29 protein-coding genes are annotated in these 25112 nt (G+C 52.8%); all 29 read right to left on the reverse strand.

Annotated features, from left to right (window positions below; translation table 11 throughout):
- The gene (locus IEY53_RS09905; RefSeq protein ID WP_189024437.1) at positions 1 to 555 is read right to left on the reverse strand and encodes a QcrA and Rieske domain-containing protein; all 555 of its coding nucleotides are present in this window, start codon (positions 553 to 555) and stop codon (positions 1 to 3) included.
- 224 nt (positions 556 to 779) lie between these two features.
- Positions 780 to 1208 carry a DUF2487 family protein gene (locus IEY53_RS09910; RefSeq protein ID WP_189024439.1) on the reverse strand — a complete coding sequence of 143 codons (429 nt, stop codon included), beginning with the start codon at positions 1206 to 1208 and terminating at the stop codon, positions 780 to 782.
- A gap of 179 nt (positions 1209 to 1387) precedes the next feature.
- Positions 1388 to 1567 carry an IDEAL domain-containing protein gene (locus tag IEY53_RS09915; protein ID WP_189024441.1) on the reverse strand — a complete coding sequence of 60 codons (180 nt, stop codon included), beginning with the start codon at positions 1565 to 1567 and terminating at the stop codon, positions 1388 to 1390.
- 18 nt (positions 1568 to 1585) lie between these two features.
- Entirely contained in the window at positions 1586 to 2092 is a 507-nt protein-coding gene (locus tag IEY53_RS09920; protein ID WP_189024442.1) for a gamma carbonic anhydrase family protein, read from the reverse strand.
- 10 nt (positions 2093 to 2102) lie between these two features.
- On the reverse strand, positions 2103 to 3191 hold the full coding sequence (locus tag IEY53_RS09925; RefSeq protein ID WP_189024444.1) for a hypothetical protein: 1089 nt from the start codon (positions 3189 to 3191) through the stop codon (positions 2103 to 2105).
- Between the two features lie 89 nt (positions 3192 to 3280).
- Positions 3281 to 3868 carry a histidine phosphatase family protein gene (locus IEY53_RS09930; protein ID WP_189024449.1) on the reverse strand — a complete coding sequence of 196 codons (588 nt, stop codon included), beginning with the start codon at positions 3866 to 3868 and terminating at the stop codon, positions 3281 to 3283.
- A 132-nt stretch (positions 3869 to 4000) separates the two neighbouring features.
- Entirely contained in the window at positions 4001 to 4594 is a 594-nt protein-coding gene (locus IEY53_RS09935) for an anti-sigma factor (RefSeq protein ID WP_189024451.1), read from the reverse strand.
- 5 nt (positions 4595 to 4599) lie between these two features.
- Positions 4600 to 5190, reverse strand: a complete 591-nt coding sequence (locus IEY53_RS09940) for an RNA polymerase sigma factor (protein WP_189024453.1) — start codon at positions 5188 to 5190, stop codon at positions 4600 to 4602.
- An 874-nt stretch (positions 5191 to 6064) separates the two neighbouring features.
- The gene (locus IEY53_RS09945; RefSeq protein WP_189024455.1) at positions 6065 to 7159 is read right to left on the reverse strand and encodes a prephenate dehydrogenase; all 1095 of its coding nucleotides are present in this window, start codon (positions 7157 to 7159) and stop codon (positions 6065 to 6067) included.
- A gap of 47 nt (positions 7160 to 7206) precedes the next feature.
- Positions 7207 to 8304: a histidinol-phosphate transaminase gene (gene hisC, locus IEY53_RS09950; protein ID WP_189024457.1), complete on the reverse strand. Its 1098-nt coding sequence runs from the start codon at positions 8302 to 8304 to the stop codon at positions 7207 to 7209.
- Positions 8305 to 8353: 49 nt separating this feature from the next.
- A complete protein-coding gene (gene trpA / locus IEY53_RS09955; protein ID WP_189024459.1) occupies positions 8354 to 9175 on the reverse strand; it encodes a tryptophan synthase subunit alpha in 822 nt (273 codons plus the stop codon).
- Positions 9172 to 10371 (reverse strand): tryptophan synthase subunit beta, encoded by a 1200-nt coding sequence (trpB, locus tag IEY53_RS09960; protein ID WP_189024461.1) that lies wholly within the window; start codon positions 10369 to 10371, stop codon positions 9172 to 9174. The genes trpA and trpB overlap by 4 nt, the downstream gene beginning before the upstream one ends.
- Complete coding sequence (locus tag IEY53_RS09965; protein ID WP_189024463.1) at positions 10368 to 11048, reverse strand: phosphoribosylanthranilate isomerase; 681 nt, start codon at positions 11046 to 11048, stop codon at positions 10368 to 10370. Before IEY53_RS09965 ends, trpB begins: the two co-directional genes overlap by 4 nt.
- Positions 11041 to 11868: an indole-3-glycerol phosphate synthase TrpC gene (trpC, locus tag IEY53_RS09970; RefSeq protein WP_189024465.1), complete on the reverse strand. Its 828-nt coding sequence runs from the start codon at positions 11866 to 11868 to the stop codon at positions 11041 to 11043. Before trpC ends, IEY53_RS09965 begins: the two co-directional genes overlap by 8 nt.
- Positions 11858 to 12898: an anthranilate phosphoribosyltransferase gene (trpD, locus tag IEY53_RS09975; RefSeq protein ID WP_189024467.1), complete on the reverse strand. Its 1041-nt coding sequence runs from the start codon at positions 12896 to 12898 to the stop codon at positions 11858 to 11860. The genes trpC and trpD overlap by 11 nt, the downstream gene beginning before the upstream one ends.
- Positions 12899 to 12974: 76 nt before the next feature.
- Positions 12975 to 14528 (reverse strand): anthranilate synthase component I, encoded by a 1554-nt coding sequence (gene trpE, locus IEY53_RS09980; protein ID WP_189024469.1) that lies wholly within the window; start codon positions 14526 to 14528, stop codon positions 12975 to 12977.
- A 330-nt stretch (positions 14529 to 14858) separates the two neighbouring features.
- A complete protein-coding gene (aroH, locus tag IEY53_RS09985) occupies positions 14859 to 15233 on the reverse strand; it encodes a chorismate mutase (RefSeq protein WP_189024471.1) in 375 nt (124 codons plus the stop codon).
- Positions 15227 to 16330: a 3-dehydroquinate synthase gene (gene aroB, locus IEY53_RS09990; protein WP_189024857.1), complete on the reverse strand. Its 1104-nt coding sequence runs from the start codon at positions 16328 to 16330 to the stop codon at positions 15227 to 15229. The genes aroH and aroB overlap by 7 nt, the downstream gene beginning before the upstream one ends.
- Positions 16331 to 16332: 2 nt before the next feature.
- Entirely contained in the window at positions 16333 to 17502 is a 1170-nt protein-coding gene (gene aroC / locus IEY53_RS09995; protein ID WP_189024480.1) for a chorismate synthase, read from the reverse strand.
- 238 nt (positions 17503 to 17740) lie between these two features.
- Complete coding sequence (locus IEY53_RS10000; RefSeq protein ID WP_308424216.1) at positions 17741 to 18544, reverse strand: CheR family methyltransferase; 804 nt, start codon at positions 18542 to 18544, stop codon at positions 17741 to 17743.
- A gap of 24 nt (positions 18545 to 18568) precedes the next feature.
- Entirely contained in the window at positions 18569 to 19012 is a 444-nt protein-coding gene (ndk, locus tag IEY53_RS10005; RefSeq protein WP_189024482.1) for a nucleoside-diphosphate kinase, read from the reverse strand.
- A gap of 93 nt (positions 19013 to 19105) precedes the next feature.
- Positions 19106 to 20074 (reverse strand): polyprenyl synthetase family protein, encoded by a 969-nt coding sequence (locus tag IEY53_RS10010; protein ID WP_189024484.1) that lies wholly within the window; start codon positions 20072 to 20074, stop codon positions 19106 to 19108.
- Positions 20071 to 20931, reverse strand: a complete 861-nt coding sequence (locus tag IEY53_RS10015; RefSeq protein WP_189024486.1) for a menaquinone biosynthetic enzyme MqnA/MqnD family protein — start codon at positions 20929 to 20931, stop codon at positions 20071 to 20073. Before IEY53_RS10015 ends, IEY53_RS10010 begins: the two co-directional genes overlap by 4 nt.
- A gap of 2 nt (positions 20932 to 20933) precedes the next feature.
- Entirely contained in the window at positions 20934 to 21536 is a 603-nt protein-coding gene (locus tag IEY53_RS10020) for a UbiX family flavin prenyltransferase (protein WP_189024487.1), read from the reverse strand.
- Entirely contained in the window at positions 21533 to 22408 is an 876-nt protein-coding gene (locus IEY53_RS10025) for a UbiA-like polyprenyltransferase (protein WP_189024489.1), read from the reverse strand. Before IEY53_RS10025 ends, IEY53_RS10020 begins: the two co-directional genes overlap by 4 nt.
- The gene (locus IEY53_RS10030) at positions 22401 to 23156 is read right to left on the reverse strand and encodes a demethylmenaquinone methyltransferase (protein ID WP_189024491.1); all 756 of its coding nucleotides are present in this window, start codon (positions 23154 to 23156) and stop codon (positions 22401 to 22403) included. The genes IEY53_RS10025 and IEY53_RS10030 overlap by 8 nt, the downstream gene beginning before the upstream one ends.
- A gap of 4 nt (positions 23157 to 23160) precedes the next feature.
- On the reverse strand, positions 23161 to 24075 hold the full coding sequence (locus tag IEY53_RS10035; RefSeq protein ID WP_229696073.1) for a heptaprenyl diphosphate synthase component 1: 915 nt from the start codon (positions 24073 to 24075) through the stop codon (positions 23161 to 23163).
- Between the two features lie 69 nt (positions 24076 to 24144).
- Positions 24145 to 24687, reverse strand: a complete 543-nt coding sequence (locus IEY53_RS10040; RefSeq protein WP_189024493.1) for a hypothetical protein — start codon at positions 24685 to 24687, stop codon at positions 24145 to 24147.
- 127 nt (positions 24688 to 24814) lie between these two features.
- Positions 24815 to 25063 carry a trp RNA-binding attenuation protein MtrB gene (mtrB, locus tag IEY53_RS10045; RefSeq protein ID WP_189024495.1) on the reverse strand — a complete coding sequence of 83 codons (249 nt, stop codon included), beginning with the start codon at positions 25061 to 25063 and terminating at the stop codon, positions 24815 to 24817.
- Positions 25064 to 25112 lie beyond the last annotated feature (49 nt).

Consider the following 25112-nt stretch of genomic DNA (forward strand, 5'->3'; position numbering starts at 1 on the left):
CTACGCCTCCTTGTTGGCTTCGGTATTAGGTGTGATGTCTCCCAGATACACCCATCCGTTTTCAATTTTGGTCTTGTACTGGTCAAGCGGTTTCGGCGCTACGGAAAGATTCTTGCCCAGCTTCGTATAACGCGCACCGTGGCAGGGACAATGATATTCGTCCGGATGGTCCTTGTTGCTGTTCCATCCCACCGTACAGCCCAGATGTTTGCAAATGGGTGAAAGCGCATAAATTTCTCCGCTTTCGTCTTTGCGGATCCACGCGATGAGTGAAGCCGTACTCGCGTACCATCCGTCCTGCTGTTTCAGCTCAAACGTGAATTCTTGCGGCTGGTCCGTGATTTTGGCAACCTCCGCCACCTTGATAAAATCACCCTCGCCCTTCTTATGTAGTATCGGGTCTACCGCAAACCGTACCATCGGCAGGATAGCCCCGGCACCCATAAATGCTGTGGCGCCGCCAAGCGTGTACGTCAAGAACTGCCTGCGCGACATCTCTTTACGGCCGGGTCGTTGTTCGGGCCAGGTCTCCTGCTGCTCATTATGGCTGCTCATACTGTATATAACCCCCTTCTCAAAGTAGTTGAAAAGCACCTGACGGTGTCCGATCAGAGATGTTGCCAAACATAAATTAATCCGTTTTCAATGATGAATGTCACATGTCATATAAGTTCAACCTAATAATAGCTTAGGCTCCAAAACCCGTCAAGAATATTGTCTAATTTGTGACAGGCCAGAAGCCTTAGTAGAAGCTAAATTGTTGATTTTTCGTCACAATTTCATTCTTTTACTGTCTGCCACATTTCTTGAATTTTACCGCTGATAACGGAATTGATTCTTTGATGGCTGGGCACGACAATATTAGGCAGGGACAGCACTAAATCGCTTTCAACAATCTCTCTCCCGGAGAGGCTGATATCTGCTGAGAGCACGATAGCATACTGGAAACCACTGGATTTGACTTTGCGGCAAAGCTCATTGATCAAGCCAATATATTCTTCTCCCATGTACTGCAGAGCCGGATAGGTTACGACACGGCCCTGGAATGGCACCTCCACCAAATCCATGAAATCACGCAGTCTCTCCAGTGCCCCCGCTGCCTCCGGCGGGCTCTCCAAAGCGCTTAGCCCTGTAAAGGGCAGCAGACAGGTATCAAAGAACTCCCTGTTTTTTTCCCAATCCTTAAAGTCAAAATCACTGAATTTCATATCTTTCCCTCTCCCCTTCTCTACTATATGCCATACTGTGTCCCTATTATATTGAAGCATTGCAATGAACGTCTACTGTCCGCACCCCAAAATAACTAATGTTATTAAACTATTAAAAGAGAGTTGCTAGTGGGATCAAGCTTTTGGCCCGCAAAAAAAGAAATGCGCTAGGCGCATTTCTATGCCAGGCTTTTCAGTTCCTCTGTCAGATTCCGGAAGGCAGTTTCATCTCCGGCAGCCAGCGCCGTGTCGATCTCCCGGTACAAGATGTCAGTGCGTCGCTTCCGCAGCGCTTCGTCCCACACCATTTCTGCCGCAAGCCCCAGCATCACTTCATAGGTAGCCTTCATTTTGTCCATTCGATACACCTCCGCTGTTTAAGAGATCCCGTATTCCTTCGCCTTATTCACATAACTTTCAGCCGTCCGGGCCATTCGGAGCAAATCCTGCTCATTTAACTCACGGACCACTTTGGCCGGCGAACCCATGGAAAGTGTGAACGGCGGAATGATTTTGTTTTCGGTTACAAGAGATCCTGCTCCTATTAAAGCATATTCACCAATCTCTGCTCCGTTCAGTACAATTGCACCCATTCCAATTAATGTGCCCTTGCCTAACCTGCAGCCGTGTATAATTGCCCCATGTCCCACCGAGATATCGTCCCCAAGCACCAGCGGCAAACCCTCCGCCACATGCCCTATGGCACCATCCTGAATATTGCAGCGTTCACCGACAATCACAGGGGCCAGGTCTCCCCGGAGCACAGCATTGAACCAAATACCTGAGTTTCTGCCCACTCTTACATCTCCCACAAGCTTCGCCCCATCCGCGACGTATACGTTGTCTGCGAGCCGCGGTATGTAGTCCCCATAAGCGATTAGCATGATTCCCCCCTTATTGCAAGAAATGCTTTGGAACTGCAGTCTTGCTTCCCCACGATGTCATCATCACCACTGGCCCTTCCGGGGTCTCCCCCACGCGGATCATACCCAGGTGCAGCATCATCCGTAAAATACGCTGTTCCAGAATAGATGAAGCCTCATCATAGTAAAAAGGTTTGATCAGCCACCCCACCCCGTCGAATAAAGAAGATACGGTCACCCATTCCCTTGCGCCTGAACTGATCCAGTACACCAGTGATGGAAGATTTGGAATAGCCCCTTTATACAGTCTTAACCAAAAGGAGAATAACTGCATCAGGCTCTCTCCTTTTCCTTCATCCAGCACACCCTCTCCCGCCTTTGTCAGCTTCAAAAGGTAACCTTCTTCTGAAATCCAGCGGCGATGCCGGGCGTAATCGTACATCAGCGCAAGCCTTGGAGGATAGTGTTCGTAGGCTCTTCCATATCCGAATCTCCAGCCTCCTTTGGTGAGAAGCGGTTCCGGGATCTGGAGCGCATTCATAAGCCCCTGCTGATAACGCTTATACAAGGCCCCTTCCTGATTCAGCTCCGGTTCGTTGTCGCCCACAAATTTCAGGAAGAGAAGCAGATCCGTCTGCAGCATTTCGCCTTCATTGCGGTATACCGCAGGTTCGGCTCCGGGGAGTATACGGCCTTGGATATATTCACCCATTCTTTCCCGGAAGCGCTCCTTTAAATCCTTGGGCACCTGGAATAAATATCGGGTCTGCTGGGAAGCGCCGCTGAAGAGCCAGCCTCCGCTTTTGAACCGGGAGACCATTTCGCGATAGCCGCCGGTCTTGCCGGGCGGGGCATCAAAGGATGCCTGTCTTGCCGCAGCCAGCAAATCTTCCAGACTGAAGTAACTGCGTTCATCAAACAACAGCATGTTCAGAAACCGCAAATCCTCCGGAGCACATTCCCGGATATGAGCCTCCATAAAACTTCTGCTTCCAAGCCGGATCAATATGCTTTGGATCAAATCATGCTTGGAGTTCTGCTTGCATTCACACTGGTAACGTCCCGCAATGGCGGTCAGCTGACCAATATCGGCATACGTGAGCATATCCGCCAGATTCATTGTTATCGCCTCGTCGTTTTACTACCATTATGGGAAAACTTCCCCTTTTTATTCCCTTTTGAGCAAAAAAAATAACCCGAGGGATCGGGTCAATGCTGATTTTGCAGAATATGCCGGGTGCAGTTGTAAAGAAGCGGGTTCCATTCCTGTTCTTTTTTCTCCAAAATCGTCAACGAAAGGTTGCCAATACGTTCGGAATACTTGTCCTTATATAAAGCAATGTACAATTGGGCCAGAAATCCGCCATGGGATACCACCAGAACATTCCGGTCTGGATGGGCGAGTGAAAGATCCTCCATGAACGCAAGGGCGCGCGCTTGAAGCAGTTCATCAGTTTCCTGCCCCAGGGACAGCAGATTCCAATCCTTGCCCCACTTCTGCTCACGCTCCGCTGCTGTAAGGCCCTCTACCTGCCCGTAAGCCCGTTCACGGATACGGTCGTCCGGCTCTAGCAGCGGGATACCCAGCTTACCGGCGATAATCTGTCCGGTCTCTGCTGCCCGGGACAAGCTGCTGGTAATGCAATAATCCCAGTGGTAGGTTTCCTGCAGCAGCCGGTCCCCCAGCATTCGTGCCTGCTGACGGCCTTCTTCATTCAGCGGAATATCGCTTTGCCCCTGGATCCGGCCGGCGGCATTCCAATCCGTCAGGCCGTGCCTTATCAAGCCGATTAGCATGGTCGTCCCCACCTTCCTTCTTGATATTGGTTTTTGATATTTGTTTCTTAATGTAACATGAATGAAATCAAATGTCTTCTTTTCGGCGGTAAATACCAAAAGAAGCCCTCTTTACGTAAAGTAAAGGAGCTCCTATTGTCGACGGTACCGGTTCAAGCGGGTTAAAGTGATCACCGACAGGCCAATGCCGAGAAAGGACAACATCATCCAATATTGCGGATGGGCAGGTCCCATGCTCACTACAAGCGGCTCCACAATACCTCCACCCTCGGAGAGAGATGCCGGGTAAGAGGACTGCCACAGCGATACGCCGGCTACCCCGGTTTCTACTATGCCGCTTTGCGCTACAGTAGTGTTGGAAGGGGTCTTGACCATCGTAAAATAAAGGAAGCTGGAGATAAAAACAGCCAGGAAGCAGGCAATCCACAAACTGATCCGGCGCCGAAAAACGGCAGGCGTTCCAGCAGATTTACCGTCGCCCGGCATCAGCCAAGGGCTCTCCAAATAAATCCGCTCCATCACTTTGACATTTATGGCTTCCGCACTTTCTTCACTAACCTCTACCTTCACTTCCTGCATCAACAAAACGCTTTCTTCCCACTGTTCCCATTGGGCGGCGCAGTAAGAACAATTCGCAATATGTCTTTCCAGCAGAATCCGCTTGGGATCGGTGGGGGGAGCATCCCACATGAGCGGAATAAGGTCTTGCGCTTCCCTGCAGTTCATAGGCCTTACACCCTCTCAGCCTGCTCTTCTTCAATTACAGGCTCATAGAAATAGGATTCGAGTTGGAGCTTCACACTGCTCCTGGCACGGAACAATAATGACTTCACGGAGCTGACACTCTGGTCCAAGATCAAGGCAATTTCCTGGTAATCCATTTGATCGTATTCACGCAAAATCAGCGCGGAGCGCTGTTTCTCCGGAAGATTATTAATGGCTTCGCGGACCAGATTCATCCGTTCCTTGCGAAGAGCCACCTGCTCCGGGGCAACTTCAAGCGGAGCCACGGGGGTGTAGCCGCTTTCTTCCAGGGACACATTGCCGGCACGGTTCTTGCGGAGCTCGCTGAGCACAGTGTTGCGTGCTATTGTATACAGCCACGTTGAGAACGAGGCATCTACTTCACGGAAGGAATGCAGACTCCGGAACGCCTTGTAGAACGTCTCTGAACAGAGATCCTCTGCAATCAGCTCCATATGGGAGTTCTTGAGCATATGGTATACAAAAGCCAATATTTTACGCTGATAACGCCGCATTAGTTCTGAGTATAATTCAGTGTTGCCTTGCTTAATTTGCTGGATCAATTGGGAATCCGTCATGGTGAGTTCGGCCCTCCTCGCCCTTGCACGTCTTTTCCCGTCCGGTCCGTACTTATTATTACCGGGCAGGTCTTGAAAAGTTGCGGTGATACTGCAAATTGGTATGCAATTACGAAATACTTTCTATGTATATTCACAAACCCTGAAATTAACGCATGCCTTTATAACAGACGCCAAATGCGCCCATAAACATATCTGGGCAGCCATACCAATATTAGCAACTTAAAAGTGCTCAATTCTTCTCAAAAAATATAAAACTATAAATATAGCTTTTCTATTGTAGCACAGATCCGCATAGGATGACATTAATAGAGCCTTAATCGGTTCACTCGCCGGCAGAACACGACATTCGCCAAGACCGCCAACCCCTTGCCCCTGCTCGATTTATTCAACAAACCTCAATAAGCTGCAGAATCACTTTGAAATAGGTGTTGACAAAATGAAAACGTATACATATAATAAAAGTACAGTATGGTTTCTCTCCACTCCTATCCAAATACTACACGGTTCCAAGTAATTGTGAACTGTAACCGCTTATTATGTAAGCGGTCTTTTTTTGTCTATTTTTTGGCATACCTCTAAGTGTGCCTCTAAGCATGACTTTAGACTTCTGGGCTCTGTCGCCGATAAAGGCGCGGGTCCTTATTTCTTTGTACCCGGCTAATGCAAATAGAAACAGCATGCTAGCTAATCGCACGCATTGGGAGGCATTTTTGCCTTCTCTCCGCCACGTGCAGACCTTTCGCATGCATTGGGAGGCATTTTTGCCTTACACACGCTCCTCCCCGCTAACTCCGCCCTTAAAGCTCCCCCCTCCTGCTAACCAGGCGCACACAAAAAGAAGCCGGGCATCTGCCCGGCTCCTCAAGTATTTTTAGACAAACACTGTGTAATCGTTCTTCTGCAGCAGGATTTTGGCCCGCTCCATATCGTTCTCCTGGCGGAAGGAGAGGCGCATAATGCCCGGCACATCCTCACGGCTCTCAATAATCTGCACATTGCTGAGGTTGATGCCCTGATCCCCAAGCTCAGTAGCGATTCTTCCGATAATCCCCGGATGATCCGGAACATCAATATGCAGGTCGAACAACGGCGTAATCATCCCTTTGCGCCGTTCCGGCAGCTGGCTGCGGAAATCGTTGGCTTCGTGAAAAGCCTGCTCAATCCCCTCGCCGTCCGCACGCTCCAGCATCTGGATAAAAGCCGAGACCTCATCATTCCAGTCCCGCAGAAGACGCAGCATTACCGCCTTGTTGTTGAGCAGGATGTCCCGCCAAATGATAGGATCACTCGAAGCAATCCGGGTGATATCCCGGAAACCTCCAGCCGCAAGTGTGCTGTACAAAGAGTCCGTGTCATCATAGGCACGAATCTGGTTCACCAGCGCGACGGCGATGATATGCGGCAAATGGCTGATCGCCCCGACGATCTCGTCGTGACGCTCAGGGTCCAGCCTGACCATCTGCGCTTTTGTATGTAGGAGCAAAGACTCCAGCGCCTGATAAGCATCCTCCGGCACCCCTGGTGGAGGCGTCAGGACGTAATAAGCGTTCTCAAACAACAGCGAGGAGGCTGCCTCTACACCCGAGCGCTCTGAGCCCGCCATTGGATGGCCGCCGATGAAGTGTACACCTGGCAGCTCCAAGGCTAGCGCACAGGCCGCAATACTGGCCTTGGTGCTGCCAACATCCGTAATGATGCAGCCGGGCTTCAGCGGAAGCTTGCTAAGCTGCTGAAGGTAATCTTCGAGCATGCCTACAGGCACACACAGAAAAATATAATCAGCATCCAGGGCCGCTTCCTCCACAGAAAGCGTGGCGCTGTCGACCACCCCTCTGCTGACATATTTTCTTGCGGATTCAGGACGGTGGGCATGGCCAACGACGGTCAGGCCCTCCTTGCCTTTGAAGCAAAGGGCCAGTGAGCCTCCGATCAGACCGACACCGAAGATTGCTATTTTTGTCGTCATGTTCTTTGAACTACCTGCCTTCTCTAATTTCGTCTGGTCTGCTTGCGTTATGCCTTAACTCCCTGTTCGGCAAGTGTCTGCTCCAGAGCGGCTACAAACGCACGGTTCTGCTCTGCCGAACCTACCGTGACACGGATATAAGTAGGATACAAGCGGTGTCCTGCTCTGACTATAACCCCTTTGCGGAGCAAGGCATCGAAGACCTCGGTTCCCGGCTTGCGCACATCGACCATAATGAAATTGCCGTGTGCCGGAAAAGACTTTAATCCCAGCCGTTTGAATTCATCCTGCAGCTGAACAATACCCGCGCTGTTGAGTCTGCGGCATTCCTGCACATAGGCCTGATCCTTAAGCGCAGCCAGTGCCGCGGCCTGGGCCAGCCGGGAGGTATTAAACGGCTCGCGCACCTGATTGATCAGAGTGATAATCTGCGGACTGGCTACGCCATAACCGATGCGCAAGGCAGCCAAACCGTATATTTTGGAGAAGGTGCGCAGAACAACCAGGTTCGGGTAACGCTCAAGCAACTTGATGCCATCCGAATAAGTCAGATCCGTTACATATTCGCAGTAAGCTTCATCCAGCACGACCATTACATTCGCCGGCACCGAATCCAGGAAAGTAATCAGAGCCTGCTCAGGCACAATCGTCCCGGTCGGGTTGTTCGGATTGCAAATCCAGATCACTTTGGTCCGGTCCGTAATCCGGGCCAGCATCCCGTCCAGATCATGCGTTCCCTCCACAAGCGGCACCTCTATGGATACAGCACTTTCGATATCGGCGTTGCTTTTGTAGACGGAGAACGTTTGGTCAGCCATAATGGTCTCGTCACCCGGCAGGAAGAAAGCACGGGTAATCAGGGCAATAATCTCGTCCGAACCACAGCCAAAAATAATATTCTCGCTCTTCACCCCAAGATGGCTCGCGAGTGCAGACGTCAACTCAGCGGCGGCACCGTCGGGGTACAAGGATAAATTCTCAAGTTCCGCAACAATAGCGGCTTTGGCACTCGGGGAAGCACCATACGGGTTCTCATTGGAAGCCAGCTTAATAACCTCTTCCAATCCCAGTTCCTTCTTCACTTCTTCTATAGGCTTACCTGGCTTGTAGACAGGAAGGTCTACTATATTCGGTTTCGGATTCATGAACCGCCCTCGCTCTCCATCGATATAATACGAGTCTGCTGTCAGACTGTTATGGTCTTAATTGTGCCACAAATTCACGAATTTGCAACAGGCCCTCCGCACGCGTCGCAGGTTGCTCCAGCAGTGGAATCACATCCTCGACCTTGCGGACAATGGCACTGCCGACTACAACCCCGTCACAAATCCGGGCGAACCTTGCAACCTGCTCTCCGGTTGAGATCCCGAATCCGACAGCGATGGGAAGGTCGGTGGCTTCACGCACGGACTCCAGAAAGGCATCAATGCCGGTATGAAAAGAGGATCTTTCTCCGGTCACGCCAAGCGAAGAGACGCAATAGACGAACCCGCTTGCCCCAGAGACAATTTTGGCGATGCGTTCGCTGGAGGTTGGAGCAACCAGCGGAATCAGATTGATGCCGGCAGCGCTGCTGCGGCGGCGCATATCCTCCGATTCTTCGACAGGAAGGTCGGGGATGATCAGGCCGCTGATTTCATGCTTATCCAGCTCAGCAAAAAAAGTGTCCAGTCCCATCTGCATCACCGGATTATAATAAGTGAACAGAATAAACGGCAGGCTGCTGCCTGCTTGCCGGGCCTTAAGGGCCGTTTCCATACAGGTGCGCAGATGGACCTTCCCGCGCAGCGCCCGGGAAGAAGCCCGCTGAATCACGGGTCCATCCGCCAGCGGATCGGAATACGGAACGCCCAGCTCCAGAATATCGGCTCCAGCCGCTTCCAGCTCCCTGATAATATCAAGCGTAGTATTCAGATCAGGGTCTCCCACCGTAAGGAACGGAATCAGGGCCGCCCGTCCTTCGGACTTAAGCTTGCGGAACATCAGATCCATCCGGTTCGTCGTTTCTGTCGTCATTGGTTTCCCTCCCCTTGCGTGTAGGCCATGATCGATTCCACGTCTTTATCTCCGCGGCCGGACAGACAAATAACGATAATATCATCTTTTGAGAGGGCCGGAGCGATTTTCACTACCTGGGCTATGGCATGGGCCGACTCGAGTGCAGGGATGATACCTTCAGTGACACAGAGCAGTTTCAGCGCGTCCAGTGCTTCTGCATCGGTGATTGGCACATATTTAGCGCGTTCAATATCCTTAAGATAAGAGTGCTCAGGGCCTACGCCGGGATAATCCAATCCTGCCGAAATGGAATGGGCCTCCGTAACCTGTCCGTATTCGTCCTGCAGCAAATAGCTCATAGAGCCCTGGAATACCCCATGGGTCCCCTTGCTCATCGTTGCGGCATGAAAAGGAGTGTCCACCCCTTTGCCCGCTGCCTCCACACCGATCATGCCTACACTTTCATCCTCCATGAACGGATAGAACATCCCGATGGCATTGCTGCCGCCGCCGACAGCCGCCACCAGCAGATCCGGCAGCCGGCCCTCAGCCTCCAGAATCTGGCGCCGGGTCTCGTCGCCGATAATCCGCTGGAAGTTGCGGACCATCATCGGATAAGGATGCGGACCAACTGCCGAACCCAGGATATAAAAGGTGTCATCGACATTGCTGACCCAATAGCGCAGCGCTTCGTTTCCGGCATCCTTGAGGGTACGCGAGCCGGAGGTAACCGGAATCACCTCGGCACCCAGCAGCTTCATCCGAAAGACATTCAGCGCCTGGCGGCGTGTATCTTCTTCACCCATGAACACCTTGCACTCCATGCCTAGCAGCGCCGCCACTGTTGCCGTAGCTACACCATGCTGGCCGGCTCCCGTTTCGGCGATCACCTTGGTTTTGCCCATTTTTTTGGCGAGGATTCCCTGTCCAATGGCATTGTTGATCTTATGCGCACCGGTATGGTTCAGATCTTCACGCTTGAGATACACCTTGGCTTCTCCCAAGTGCTTGCTTAAGCGCTCCGCATAATACAGCGGGGTCTCCCGTCCGGAATACTGCTTCAGCAAATAATCTATTTCTTCCTGAAAAGCCGGGTCTGCCGAAAAGGTGCGGTAGGCCTCCTCCAGCCCAATCAGTGCATTCATCAACGTTTCAGGCACGAAGCGGCCTCCAAAAGAACCGAAACGTCCATGCTGGTCCGGTACTTGTATCATGATTGCTTCACCCTTCCCACAAAAGCTGTCATTTTGGCAATATCCTTGATGCCGCCGCTTTCCACTCCGCTGGATACATCCACGCCATCCGGGGCGTAGCCCGCCAGCAGTTCACCCACATTGCCGGGGTGCAGGCCGCCGGCGATAAATAAAGGCAATCCATGCCTAGCCGCCACCTGGCGGTATGCCGGTATGGTCTCCCAGGCGAACGTGCGGCCGGAACCGCCGCTCTGATGGGTATCGTAAGTATCCAGCAGCAGTGCATCGACCGCACCCGCGTAGCTTTCCATATGTGCATATCCGCCGCCTGATTCAGCATGGGCTTGATCCGAGACGGAGAGAGCTTTCCAGACCTTGGCTTCTGGAAAAGCCAACTTGACCTCCCGGCAGAACTCCGGGCTCTCCTGCCCGTGCAGCTGAATGACATCCAGCGCAGCGATGGAGAGCAGTTCTCCCAGCTCCTTCAGCCCCGGATTGACAAACACGCCCGCGGCCTGCGGAATTCCGCCTGTCTCCCAGTTTCCCAGCTCGGCGATCAATTCGGCCGCTTGAGCGGGGGATACCTTCCTGCGGCTTGGTGCAAAAACAAAGCCGATATAATCGACCGGTAAGTGTATCATAGATTTTAGCACTTCAACGTCCTGAAGTCCACAGATTTTTACCATTGTCTCAGCCATGCAAGGCACGATCCTTTCCTTCAGGCAGAGGGCCCAGCAAGGTATGGACAGCAGCCTCGACGTCCTGCTGCCGCATCAGATATTCGCCGACAAGAACGCCGTGTGCCCCTGTTGTCTTCAGATAAGTAATATCTTCGGGACCTGCAATTCCGCTTTCACTGATGAGCGGAATGCCTTCCGGCAGCAGCTCTGCCAGCTCCGCAGTAGTAGACAGCGCCGTCTCGAAGGTACGCAGATTACGGTTATTCACCCCGAGCAGCACATGCGGGGCAGCAGCCTTCCCTGTACCCAGCACCACTGTAAGCTCCTCCCGGTCATGCACTTCAATCAGGACATCCAGCCCCAGCTTCCCCGCCGTATCCGTGAAGGATGCCAGCTGCACCGGTGTCAGAATAGCCGCAATCAGCAGTACGGCATCCGCGCCGAGCAGCCGGGCTTCATAAATCTGCTTCTCATCAATAATGAAATCCTTGCGCAGCAGTGGAAGAGCTACAGCTTCCCTTATAAGACGGAGATAAGCGCCGTCGCCTTGAAAATAATCTTTATCTGTCAGCACGGACAGGCAATCCGCACCTGCCGCTTCATACCCGCGGGCAATCGACACCGGATCGAAGTCGGGCCGGATCAGCCCTTTGGAAGGTGATGCCTTCTTCACTTCCGCGATCAGTCCCATCTCCCGGTTCCGGTTCATCAAGGCCGCCCGGAAACCCCGGGTTGCCGGCAATGCTGCAATCCCGCGTTCCGCCTCCGCCAGCGACCATGTCCGGCTTAAGGCCTCTACCTCTTTTATTTTGGTGGCTACGATTTGATCAAGATACATAGTTAAGCTCCTCCGTCATCGCTTTAAGCTGGCCCAGCTTGGCTAAGGCCTTGCCCGAGTCCACTACCGTTCTGGCCTGTTCGACGCCTTCGGCCAGCGTGTCTGTCAATCCGGCAACATAAATGCAGGCGCCTGCATTGGCCAGCACAATGTCCCTGTAAGGTGTTATGGCTCCTTCCAGAACCGAAGTTATGATTCTGGCGTTCTCCGAAGCATCGCCGCCCAGCACGGATTCCAGCGGATGCATAGTCAACCCCAGCTCCTGCGGGGTGAGCTCATAAGTTCTAACCTTTCCATCCTTCAGTTCCGAGACCTGGGTAGGAGCAGAAATGCTGATCTCATCCAGACCGTCCAGGCTGCTCACTACCATAGCCCGTTTGGAACCCAGCTCGCCCAATACCGTTGCGACTGTCTCCGTCATATTGCGGTCATAGATGCCCAGGAGCTGACGGTCCGCTCCCGCAGGATTGGTCAAGGGACCCAGCATATTGAATACCGTACGTACACCCAGCTCGCGGCGGGGTGCTGCCGCATGGCGCATGGAGGGATGATAGATCTGCGCGAACAGGAAGCAGATGCCGATGCTGTCCAGGCACTGCCGGGCCTGCTCCGCACTCAGATGAATGTTGACACCAAGCGCTTCCAGCACATCGGCACTGCCCGCCCGGCCCGAAGCCGAGCGGTTGCCATGTTTGGCGACCCGTACAGAAGCCGCCGAGGAAATGATCGCGGAGGCTGTGGAGATATTGAACTTATGGATGCCGGAACCGCCCGTGCCGCAGGTATCCAGCAGGCGCGCACGTTCTGTCGTTACCGTGGTCCCGAATCCGCGCATCGCTTCTGCGAATCCGGTGATTTCCTCCACGGTCTCCCCCTTGATGCGCAACGCGGTCAGCAAGGAGCCAATTTGGGCCTGGGAGGCTTCGCCTTCCATAATTGTGCCCATAATCTCTTTCGCCTGGCTGCGGGTAAGATTGCGTCCTTCAATCAAATTGGCGATTCCTGCTTGAATCAGCTTCGTTGCCTCCATCTTCCTCGTCCTCCCAAAAGTTAGTGTGACACAGCTTTCAAAGGTGATGAACCTTTATTTATAGGCAGCCCCCTGCTTAGGGAGTGTATTCGTACATATAGTCCTGATTGATGCTCTGTTTCTCCTTCACCACCGGCGGGAACATTGCTTCCGCCATCCGGATAGCCTTCAGCATGCCCTTGGCTTTGTTGACGGTTTCTTCATATTCCTTCTCGGGAACCGAATCCCAGACAATGCCTGCGCCAGCCTGCACAAAGGCCCGGCCTTTGCGGAAAATGATGGTGCGGATAGTGATGCAGGAATCCATATTCCCCGAGAAGCCAAGATACCCGATTGCCCCTGCGTAAGCCCCTCTGGCTTCCCGCTCCAATTCGGCGATAATCTCCATTGCCCGCAGCTTCGGTGCGCCGGAGACGGTCCCTGCCGGGAGACAGGAGAGAAAGGCATCAAAAAAATCTTTGTCCTCACTCAGAGTACCCGATACATTGGACACCATGTGCATGACATGGGAGTACCGCTCAATCTCCATAAAAGAGTCGCATTTCACCGTCCCGAACTTGGAGACACGGCCGAGGTCATTGCGCCCGAGATCGACGAGCATGAGATGCTCGGCACGTTCTTTTTCATCCTCCAGCAGTTCAGCAGCCAAGGCTCTGTCCAAAGCCTCATTCTCGCCTCTTGGGCGTGTTCCGGCGATTGGCCGCGTCTCGACCCGGTTGCCGTCGACCTTCACCAGCGCCTCCGGCGAGGTGCCGACGATGATTTCCTCATCCATTTTGAGATAATACATATAGGGTGAAGGATTCAGCGTACGGAGCAGCCGGTATACATGCAGCGGAGAGACCTCCGTATTGATATGCATGCGCTGTGACAGCACCACCTGAAAAATATCCCCGGCCCGGATGTATTCCTTGGCCTGCTCCACATTGCTGATGTATTGCTCTTTGGTCAGATTGGAGTGTATCTCCCCAAGCTCAATGTCCTGCGGGATGCTGCGGCGGTTGACGTTCTCCTTCGGGCCTTCCTTTTGCAGTTCCTCGGCCATGTCCTCAAGCTTCTGGCTCAATTCCTCATAATTGGCACGGATCTCGGAATCCGTCTCCCCGTCCTGCACATGCAGGTTGCCGACCAGGAGAATCTGCTGCTTCACATGATCAAACACAATAATGCGGTCACAGAACATGAAGCGGATATCATCCATATTCAGATCATCGTGGGCATGAGCCGGCAGCTTCTCGTAATATTGCAGCAGATCATACCCGAAGAATCCAATCGCTCCCCCTGTAAAAGGCGGCATTTCCTCCAGCTTGGGACTGCGATAGGAACGGAGCAGCGCCTTGAGCTCCTCAATGGGTTTGCCTTGCAGCTGTTTCTTCTTGCCGCCGACTTCCACATAGATTGCGCCTTTTTTGCCGGATATCTTCAGAAAGGGGTCACTGCCGATAAAAGAATATCGCGCCCATTGAATTCCGCCTTCTACACTTTCGAGTAAAAAGGCATGATCGCGCTCCGCGAAGCGCTGGAAAATACGGATAGGTGTCTCCATGTCGGCGAGCAGCCGTTTTACCACAGGAATCAGGTTATAGTCCCGCGACAGCGACACTACTTGTTCTACACTCGGATTCGTCATTGGGGGTACCTCCCTTAATATTTATGAGCCGGTTCATGAAAAACAAAAAAACCTCCACCGAAGTAGAGGTTGTTGTAAGTAAGTATACGAAAAAGAGCATGGGGTCGGCATCTATCGCTGAACTGTACAGAATTCTCCCTTGAAAGCTGCACCGGTAGCACAAATACACTCCAGCACACGCTAAAAGAAACTGCACTCACGATCCTTGCCTAACCTGCTATACTGCACTCTGCTCTGCTATACTCAACTCAGCTAAACTAAACTCTTCTTCTCTCGGCTAACTACACTATACATGATGATTCGGGTCAATGGCAACCCCGGTCCGCTAATTTATGACTTGCTTTGGGCCAAATCAGGCCGCAGCCTTTGCGCCTCGTTCAAATAGACATGACGGATATCGCGCTGCGACTTGTCCGTATTCACCTGCACCATCAGACGAATACACTTCGGCAGGCTCCCTTTGACAGGAATCTCTACGGAGCACATCAGCGGCACCAAATCCCAGCCCTCAATCTCACGGATCGCCCGTGCCGGAAACGTGGCATCCAGATCCTCAGTCATGGTTATCCATACGCTGCAAATATCTTCAGCGATGACGTCATTGCGCTCGACAATTTCCTGCAGGAGCACAACCGTTTCGCGCAAAATTTCCGTTTCCTCATTCTGGGTGACAGTTGTAGCCCCCCGAATTCCCCGGTTTACCACGGGCTTCCCTCCTTCTTGAGCTGCGCGATAACCTCACGCACCAGCGACTCTTCCACATTGCCTACAATACTTACAGCACCGATGGCGTCAGGTACGATAAAGGTCATCTTGCCTTCCTTGAACTTCTTGTCATGCATCATGGCTTCGATCAGCTCATCTTCCCCGTATTCGGCAGGCAGCCGGGTAGGCAAGCCAAGTGCCGAGAGCATGGAGACCGTATCCTCATAAATGGCGGTGTCCCGGCCAAGCTTCGCTGCCAGAAGTGCTGAGCCTGCCATTCCGATAGCGATGGCTTCACCATGCAGGAACACACCGTATCCGCCAACGGCTTCAATCGCATGCCCTATCGTATGGCCCAGGTTCAGAATGGCCCGTTGACCTTGCTCCCGTTCATCATTGCCCACTACGTCGGCTTTGATCGCACAGCCGCGTTCCAGTGCATAACCCAGCGCTTCTGCATCAAGCGCAAGCAGCTCGCCGGCGTGCTCCCGGCACCAGCAGGCAAATTCTTTGTCCAGAATCAGGCCGTGTTTCACCACTTCGGCCAGCCCGGAAGAGATCTGACGCGCCGGCAGCGTTGCCAGTGTGTCCAGATCATACAGAACCAGCGATGGCTGATAGAATGCGCCGATCATATTCTTGGCGAGGGGATGATTCACGGCAACCTTGCCACCGACACTGCTGTCATGAGCCAAAATGGTTGTCGGAAGCTGCAGGAAGCCTATCCCTCTCATATAAGTGGCGGCAACAAATCCTGCCAGATCACCGACTACACCCCCGCCCATGGCCAATACGGCTGAGCTGCGGTCCAGACCGGCGGAAATGGCCGTTGTCATCACCTCTTCATAGACCTGCAGGGATTTGGACGCTTCTCCTGCCGGTATGACATGGCTTGCCACGGTATACCCCTTGCTGCGCAGGTTCTCTTCCAGAGCCGGCAAATAACGCGGGGCGACTTCACTGTCAGTAACTACCAGCAGCGGACTGCGGACAGGGAATCCGGCCTCAACACACCGGTCGCCAATCTGGCTTAAGAGGCCGCTGCCGATAAAAATAGGGTAGGAGCGCTCACCCAGCTCCACTTGAATAGTCCTAATCATTAGTAGCTCTCCAGCTGAGACTGGTAGCTGTCGTAATTGGCTTTGATTTCCTCCAGGGAATCCCCGCCAAATTTATCAAGGAAAGCTTTGGCCAGTTCCCAGGCCACCACATTCTCCAGCACAACACACGCTGCCGGAACGGCACAAGCATCGGAACGCTCCACTTGCGCTGTGAAAGCTTCTTTGGTATCGATATCCACACTTTGCAGCGGTTTGTACAGTGTCGGGATTGGTTTCATCACCCCGCGCACCACAACCGGCATTCCGTTGGTCATTCCGCCTTCAAAACCGCCCAGACGGTTGCTCGCCCGGTAGTAGCCCCGCGCCGCATCGTACATAATCTCGTCATGCACCTGTGAACCACGCAGCTTGCCGGCTTCAAAGCCAATTCCGATCTCCACGCCCTTGAAGGCATTGATCGACATTACCGCACCCGCAATGGCGCTGTCCAGCTTACGGTCCGCTTGTACGTGGCTGCCGAGTCCGATCGGCAGGCCTTCAACGATACATTCCACAATCCCGCCGATCGAGTCGCCTTCTTCCTTGATTTTGTCTATATAAGACTCCATCTTTTGTTCGGTTTCTTTATCGACGACCCGTACAGAGGATTGCTCCGTCAGCTCTATCAGCTCATCTATCGGCAGATTATTGGCCGGTGCTTCAATCTCGCCGATGCGAATCACTTGTCCCGCAATCTTGACACCAAAGGCTGCGAGCAATTGTCTGGCTACAGCACCGACAGCGACTCTGGCCGCCGTTTCGCGTGCACTGGAACGTTCGAGCACATTGCGAAGGTCGGTAAGGTTATATTTCAGTCCGCCATTCAGATCCGCATGGCCGGGACGCGGCCGGTTCACCCGGCGTTTCTCTTCGTCGCTGCCGGGAATAGGCTCTATATTCATAATATTCTTCCAGTGGGTCCAGTCCTTGTTCTCAACGACCAGGGCCACGGGAGCCCCTGTAGTAGAGCCATGCCGTACCCCGCCGACAATCTGTGCCGTGTCTTTCTCAATTTGCATGCGGCGTCCGCGGCCGTACCCCTTTTGCCGCCGGTGCAGTTGAAAATTCAATTCCTCAAAATCAAGCGTCAAATTGCTGGGCAATCCTTCAATAATGGCCGTAAGCTGGGGGCCGTGCGTTTCCCCCGCTGTTAAATAGCGTAAACTCATGCTGCGTTCCCCCTTCACACTTTTAAACTGTAAACCGCTAAAATGTTAAATGTCTTTGCTCATTATAGTATAGGCCATCCGCTTTGACAAGAAAGGGATCAGCCTTCGCAGCCCGTTGTTCCCCGGATATAAAAAGTGCCGCCCATACCCTCGCGGGTATAAACGGCACTGCTTGAGCCTTCGCTGCTCTCTTCCATGATGTAGCAGGCGCCGACCGCTGGCGGCGGACAGCAGCCGATTATTTCTTACGGTAAAAGAAGGTTTCTGTGGACTCGAAGCCATACTGTGCCGGGGTGAAAATCTGCTCGGTGCTTCCGACGAACAAATAACCGCCTGGACGCAGGCTGGCCGAGAACTTGTGATAGAGCTTATTCTTTGCTTCTTCCGTGAAATAGATCATCACATTGCGGCAAATAATCAGATCGAAGCCCTCGTCGAACTTGTCCAGCAGCAGATTCTGCTTGCGGAAATCGATATTCTTCTTCAGCGATTCGCTCACCTTGAATACCGGACCCTCCGGAGTGAAGTAACGAGCAGCTACATCGCGTGGCACATCCTTAAGCGAACGCTCCAAATAAAGCCCCTGCTTTGCTTTGGCCAAAGCTCCGTCGTCAATATCGGTAGCCAGTATGCCCGTTTGTGCCAGAATGTCCTTGTCCGCCAGAATCATAGCCAGTGTATAGGGCTCCTCACCGGTGGAACAAGCGGCACTCCAAAGCTTGAGTCTGCGGCCGGAACGCTGCAAATCCGGGAGAATGACATCCCGCAGCACTTCCCACCGGTTCGGATTGCGCCAGAATTCGGATACATTAATCGTCATCCGGTCCAAAAATTCATAAAATAAAGCCTTGTCCTTCATCATCGCCGCAAAAAATTCACTGAAGCTATGATATCCGTTCTTCATCCGCAATGTGGTCAAACGCCGTTTCATCTGCGCTTCCTTGTATTGAGCGAGATCGATGCCTGTACTTTGCTTGACGCTGTGAATAAAGCCCATGTAATCCGGATCTGCTGTTACTGCATTCTCTTCACGATCAGCCATGCTTCCCCCTGCCTCCTGCCAGACCTAAGTCCAAATTGCAATATCCTTGTTGTATTCGGTCAGTTCATCCGGAGCGAAGAAATTGGCAATTTCCCGTTGCGCACTCTCCGGCGAGTCAGATCCATGAATCAGGTTAAGCGGGGTATGGCTGGCAAAATCGCCGCGTATCGTTCCCGGAAGGGCTTCGCCCACCTTGGTTTTGCCAATCAGCATACGGGATAAGGCAACGACATCGTCCCCTTCCCATACCATCGCAAACACAGGGCCCGAAGTAATAAAGGCTACCAGCTCCGGGAAAAAATCCTTGCCCTCATGCTCCGCATAATGACGTTTTGCCTGTTCTTCTGTGACGCGAATCAGCTTCGCAGCCACTAGCTTGAAGCCCTTATCCTCGAGACGCGCGACAATGCGCCCGATTAGTCCCCGTTGTACACCGTCCGGCTTAATCATCAGATACGTCTTTTCCATCGGCTCACTCTCCATTTTCTCTTACGAATGATGGGTTTTACGATATCTTACCAGAAACACGGCCTCCTGTGAACGCTTAATATTCGGAGGTTGCTAATACGCCCTGCCTGTGACAAAAAAAGCGATGTCCCGCAAATTGCGCTTCGTCCGGTTATTGGGAAGCTGATCCAGTGCAGCCAGCGCTTTGTTAATATAGCGGGTAGCCAATTCTTCGGAACGGGCGACCCCCTCCCCCGACAGAATCAGGTCGATGGCCCGGCCTACAGTGCGTTCGCCTGCACGGATAAAGCTTAGCTCCTCAAGCAGCGAGGAACGCAGCCTGTGATCTTCAAGGCTGTAAATTACAGGCAGCGTGATATTGCCCTGCCGCATATCGCTGCCCGGCGGTTTGCCGATCTGTTTCTCCGTCCCGGAAAGATCGAGCAGATCATCACGGATCTGAAACGCCATGCCAACGTTATACCCGTAATTATAGAGCAGCCGTGCCACACGGGGCTCCGCTTCGGCAGCGAGCGCGCCAAGTTCGCAGCTGACGGCTATCAGCAGTGCCGTTTTGCGGCGGATCCGCCGCAGGTAGTGACGGACACTTTGCTCGCTGTTGAAAAAATCACGAATCTGCTCCATCTCTCCGATGGACATTTCCACCATGGCTTTGGACAAAATCTGGTGTATCCGCGGATTTTTCAGCTCGGTAGTCATCACCAGCGCTTTTGCATAGATGTAGTCACCTGTATACATGGCGATTTTGTCGCCCCACTTCGCCTTCACGGTCGGTTCCCCGCGCCGGAGCTCTGCATCGTCGATGACGTCGTCATGTACAAGTGAAGCACTGTGGATCAGCTCCAGGGGCACGGCAACACGTTTGAGCTTCTCCAAATCGTAGGTTCCGAATTTGCCGCCCATCAGCACAAACACCGGGCGCAGCCTCTTTCCGCCTGCCTTCAGCAGGTGCATGGAAGTTTCCGTCAACAGCTCATCATCACCCTGGACGCTGCGGTACAGCTCTTTTTCGATCTGGTCCATATCTTTATTCAACAATCCGAACATTTGCAGTCGTTTCATTCTTTCACCCGTGTCAGCAGATTGTTGCTCCAAAGCTCCATCTTCACTTCCTGCGGCAGCAGGCCCATCTCATAGGCATAGCGGAAATAGAGGTTCAGACCTTCCTGCTGCCTTTCTTCAAAATCATAACATAAATTGCGGAAGTACTCTTGCCAGTAGGCCTCCGTCCCTCCGATGGCGGAGCGAGCGGCAGCGATAATCGGAGTCAGAGAACGCAGGCCGCGGGCTTTGCTCTCGGCAAAAGCCTCAGCGATCTCAGTAATGGCTTCCGGCTTCACGCGCGCCGCTTCCCTATTCACCGCCCAGACCGCAAAGGTCATGCCAAGGCCGGTCCATTCCTTCCACATCGCGCCGAGATCCGTTACTATGTAGCCTTGATTCTGCCAAGAGGCTCTGATCGCACTGTCACCGATCAGCAGACAGGCATCCGCCTGCTCCATCATAGCATCCAGATCGGGGTCGGCACTAATATACTCGGGTTTGCCTTGCATTGCCTTCTCCATCAGAATCTTTAACAGATTCACTGAAGTGGCGGAAGTATTTGTAACCGCAATAGTTCCATTAGCGATTCGCTCAAGCGGTGCCTTCGAGAACAGCAAAATGGATTTCACGGCCCCAGCCGCACTGACAGACAGATTTGGCAACAGCAGCAGCCGTTCGCTGGCCAGGGCATATGCGAAGGATGACAAGGCACCTACATGAATGCTGCCATCGCTCATCCCCCGGTTAAGAACGGCCGGCACCTCGCTCACCATCACTGCGGGAACCTTCAGGGAAGAGGGATGAAAATTGTGAAATACCGGCCAGGAGTTGGTATAGCTGATTTTACCGATAATGGTAGGTCCGTCGGAATACATCCCTACTCCCCCCATCTGCGAAATAAAGTATGTTCTATATTCAGACTGTCCAGCACCTTGCCAACCAGAAAGCCGACAAGATCATCTATGCTTTGCGGTCCAAAGTAAAAAGCCGGCATCGCCGGGATCATCCGGACACCGAGGCGGGACAACTTCAGCATGTTCTCCAGATGGATCGCATGCAGTGGTGTCTCACGGGGCACCAGCACCAGGGGACGGCCCTCCTTCAGCATCACATCGGCAGCACGGGTCATCAGGTTATCGGAGGCTCCGCTAGCGACAGCGGACAATGTACCCATGGAGCACGGCATAATAATCATCCCCTCCACCCGAAAAGAGCCGCTGGCGATCGAAGCGCCGATATCCGCAATAGGGTGATAATGCAGAGAACCGGGATAGTCTTTGAACTTCGCGTTCAAAAACTCTTCCCGGTCAGAGACCCCATAACCCAATTCTTCTTTAAAAACGCGCCAGCCGGCATGACTCACCACCAAATGTACCGTATATTCAAGGGACAAGAGGGTTTCGACCAGGCGGATTCCGTAAATGGCCCCGCTGGCTCCCGTAATTCCTACTACCATGTGTTTGGGTCTGGGATTGGTCATTTGTGAAACTGCACCACCAGGTCAATCAGAGTAAAAGAGAATACCACAATGCTCAGTACACCATTCATAGTGAAAAAAGCGGTTTGTAAACGGCTGAGGTCATTGGGGGAGACAATATAATGCTCGTAAAAAAGAATAATATAAGCTATGAGCATACCGGCCACATACCACCAGCTGAGATCTGTAATGAACAGCAGCGATACGAACCCTGCCCCCGTCAGAACATGGAACACACGGGCAATCGCCAGGGAACGGGCCACCCCGAAACGGACCGGAATCGAATACAAACCTTCCTTTTTGTCAAACTCAACATCCTGACAGGAATAGATAATATCAAACCCGGCGGTCCAAAATACGATCGTGAAGTAAAAGACCATGGAGGTCCAGTCCACACTGCCGGTTACTGCCACCCAGCCGCCCAAAGGGGCGAGTGCGATGGTAAGCCCGAGAATGATATGGCAGGCCCAGGTAAACCGCTTTGTAAAAGAATAAAGAACAAGCAAAAAGACTGCGATCGGCAGCAGCTTGACGGATAACGGATTCAGCTTGATAGCTGCCCAAAAGAGCAGGAAAAAGGAAACCGCAATAAATATAATGACCTCTCCGACTTTGAGCAGCCCTGCGGGGATAGCTCTTCCGGCGGTCCGTGGATTCTTCGCATCGCTGATCCGGTCAATTAGCCGGTTGAGTCCCATCGCCGCACTACGGGCGCCGAACATCGCCATTACAATCCAGCCAATCTGCCCCCAGGAGGGCAATGAGCCGAACATCACGACGGAACCGAGCAGCGCACCCATGAAAGCGAACGGTAAAGCAAATACCGTGTGTTCAAATTTAATCATTTGCAGAAAAATACCAATTTTCTTAAACATCCGAGTTCTCCTTGAGCCCAATATGTAATGCTGCGATGCCTCCGGTCAAGGGGAACGATTCCACTCTCTGCAGTCCGGTTTCACGAAAGATAGCTGCCAGCTGTTCCCGGTCAGGGAATAAAGCCAGGGATTCAGGCAGCCATTTATACTGCTCATACCTCTTGGCGAATAATTTTCCCAGCAAGGGAAGCACACGCTGAAAGTAGAAATAATAAATCCCTTTAAAGGGCTGCTTCATCGGCTTGGAAAGCTCCAGACAGACTACCATCCCGCCAGGCTTGACGACTCTCTTCATCTCGTGCAATACCTGAACCGGATCAGGCACATTGCGCAGTCCGAAGCCGATCGTGGCATAGTCGAAGGAATTGTCGCCGAAAGGCAGTTCCATGGCGTTGCCCTGCACGAGTGAGATCCGGTCCTGAAGGTTGCGGTCCTGCACCTTGCGCCGCCCTACCTCTAACATGCCTGCACTGAAATCAAGCCCCATGACGGTGCCTGTTTTGCTTGCCTCCGCCAAGGCAATACTCCAGTCGCAGGTCCCGCAGCACAAATCCACAGCGGAATCGCCCAACTTCATCTCCATCTTCTTCATCGTGAATTTGCGCCAGGCCTTATGACGGCGGAAGCTGAGAATGTCATTCATCAGATCATATTTGCCGGCGATGCTTTCGAATACAGAATGCACAAACTGCTCTTTCGGTTTCGTGCTGTTATCGCCCACAGCAGCGGGCGTTTTGTCCATCGTCATTTGGTTACCCCTCCACGGCTGCTTGTCCGGAAATTTTCATCTGCAGAAGGAAGCGGTCCAGTAAAGCTCCCAGCTCTCGAATCAGATTCTCGTCTTTCAAGCCCTGCAGCAGTCCCTGAATGGACTGGACGGAATGATGCAGCTTGTCCGTCAGCAGGGAATCGCACTTATACTTCATCTTCAGTTTCTTCCAATCCTTAGGATCAATATTCTTGTCGCGCAGCAGAGCAAGCTCATCCTCTGTTGCTGCCTCAAGCATTTTCCAGTAACAATAACCCTGTTGAGCGCTTGCAGGATCATTGCTGCGGGCAAGCTCCAGGATCACAGTCTCACACTGGCTGAACTCGGCAAGCAGCTTCTCCCAGACTTCAGCGAGCGATTCCTCAATCATCGGAGTAAAAGAAAGGAACAGCCGCATATTCAGCTGTACCGTGTGCCGCAAGTATTGTTCAGCGGAGAGAACCATAGCCTTCATCTTGGTATAAAGACCGGCCTTCATCACATTGAAATCGGCAATGGCCGTACTTAGGACTCCAACCATTTCAATCTGTTCGCGTTTGGCCAGCAGCTGATAGAACCAGCTGCTGAAATAATCCCCGGCCAGTACCTTCAGCTGGCGGGAGCGCATAGGATCGCCCCCCGGTTCGCCGCCGGACCGGTCAATGGCTTCGTGCGTGTCGAGCCCAAGCTGCACAAGGGCTGTTACCAGAGTGTACAGCTCTCCATTGCGCACTGCGGCCGCAGAGCCGTGATTCAGAAAAATATATAACAAATGACCCCGGCCATCAGAAAACGGCGGCAATTCCGTGTGCCGCTGAATCATGTCGTAGTCGGTGTAGGGTTTAGCCAGTTGCGGTATGCGGTACGGTTTCATTTCAGCCTCCGAAGCCATTGACATCATGACAATTTCTTTGTTCACAATCTTGTCTATTATATCACATGTTTTTTGGTCACGCACGATAGCGCATTCTAGTTTCTTTTACCCAGTTCAGGGAGAAATGAACTGATTGATCCACAGCTCGCTTTCGCTAATCCGGAAGCGGGTCTTCAGCCGTTCGGGCAAACGGACATTTCCGGCAGCAGCAAGCTCTTCCTGCAGGGCTCGGGTCCATTCTCTGCGCCGGATATCCGCAGCCAGCAGCAGCCGGCGTGTACCCAGCCATTTGTCGTCGGCAACAAGGCGCAGCAAAAGCTGATTGACGTTGTCCGTCTCTTCAAAGGCAAAGGAAATGGCCCCGGCCATATTTCGGTACAGTTCAGCCGGCTCATGGTCATTGCCGGTGACCTTAAGATCCAGCGACAGCACACCGTTCTTCCAGCCCGCACTTCCTATCGCTAAAGTAAAGGGATATGCCCCCAGCGCATCCACCAGGTTGTCGTCTTCAAGCACCGTGTAGCTGCCGTCCGTAAAAACCTCTACCGTCCCGTACTGCTGCCGCACGGCGGCATCCAGATCGGCCAGCTTCGGCAGGACTGCTGCCGAGGCAGCAGCCATAAGCGCCGCAGCTCCGATCCACCAAGCCCGGTTCATCGACACACCCCCTTACTCATCGTTTCCGCTCTTTACCCATTTATACCAACCGTTTGGAAGACAAGTCCCTGCTGGAGTCAAGCCCATAGAACATTATATTTTAAAAAAAGCAGGCTATGCCTGCTTTTCAGCTGTCGCTCTCCAGTTGCCCGTGCTTACTCCATATCTCAGCCTTGCCGCGGATCTTTATCGCGGAGGTATGATCGGTAAATTGGGCAAAAAGCACCTCGCCTTTATCCAGCTTCTCCATATGATGAAACCGTGTATCATGACCCCGGGTAAGCCCTATGACCTGTACACCATTCTCCTTGGCCTTAACCACAATATAGTCGCTGTCCACCGGAAGCGGATTTCCGCCATTCTTATTCTCCGTCATCTCTGATCCTCCTCTGAACATATTGAAACATGCCCTGCATGCTGCCTCA

The organism is Paenibacillus albidus (assembly GCF_014644435.1).
GTDB classification, from domain to species: Bacteria; Bacillota; Bacilli; order Paenibacillales; family Paenibacillaceae; genus Paenibacillus_AQ; species Paenibacillus_AQ albidus.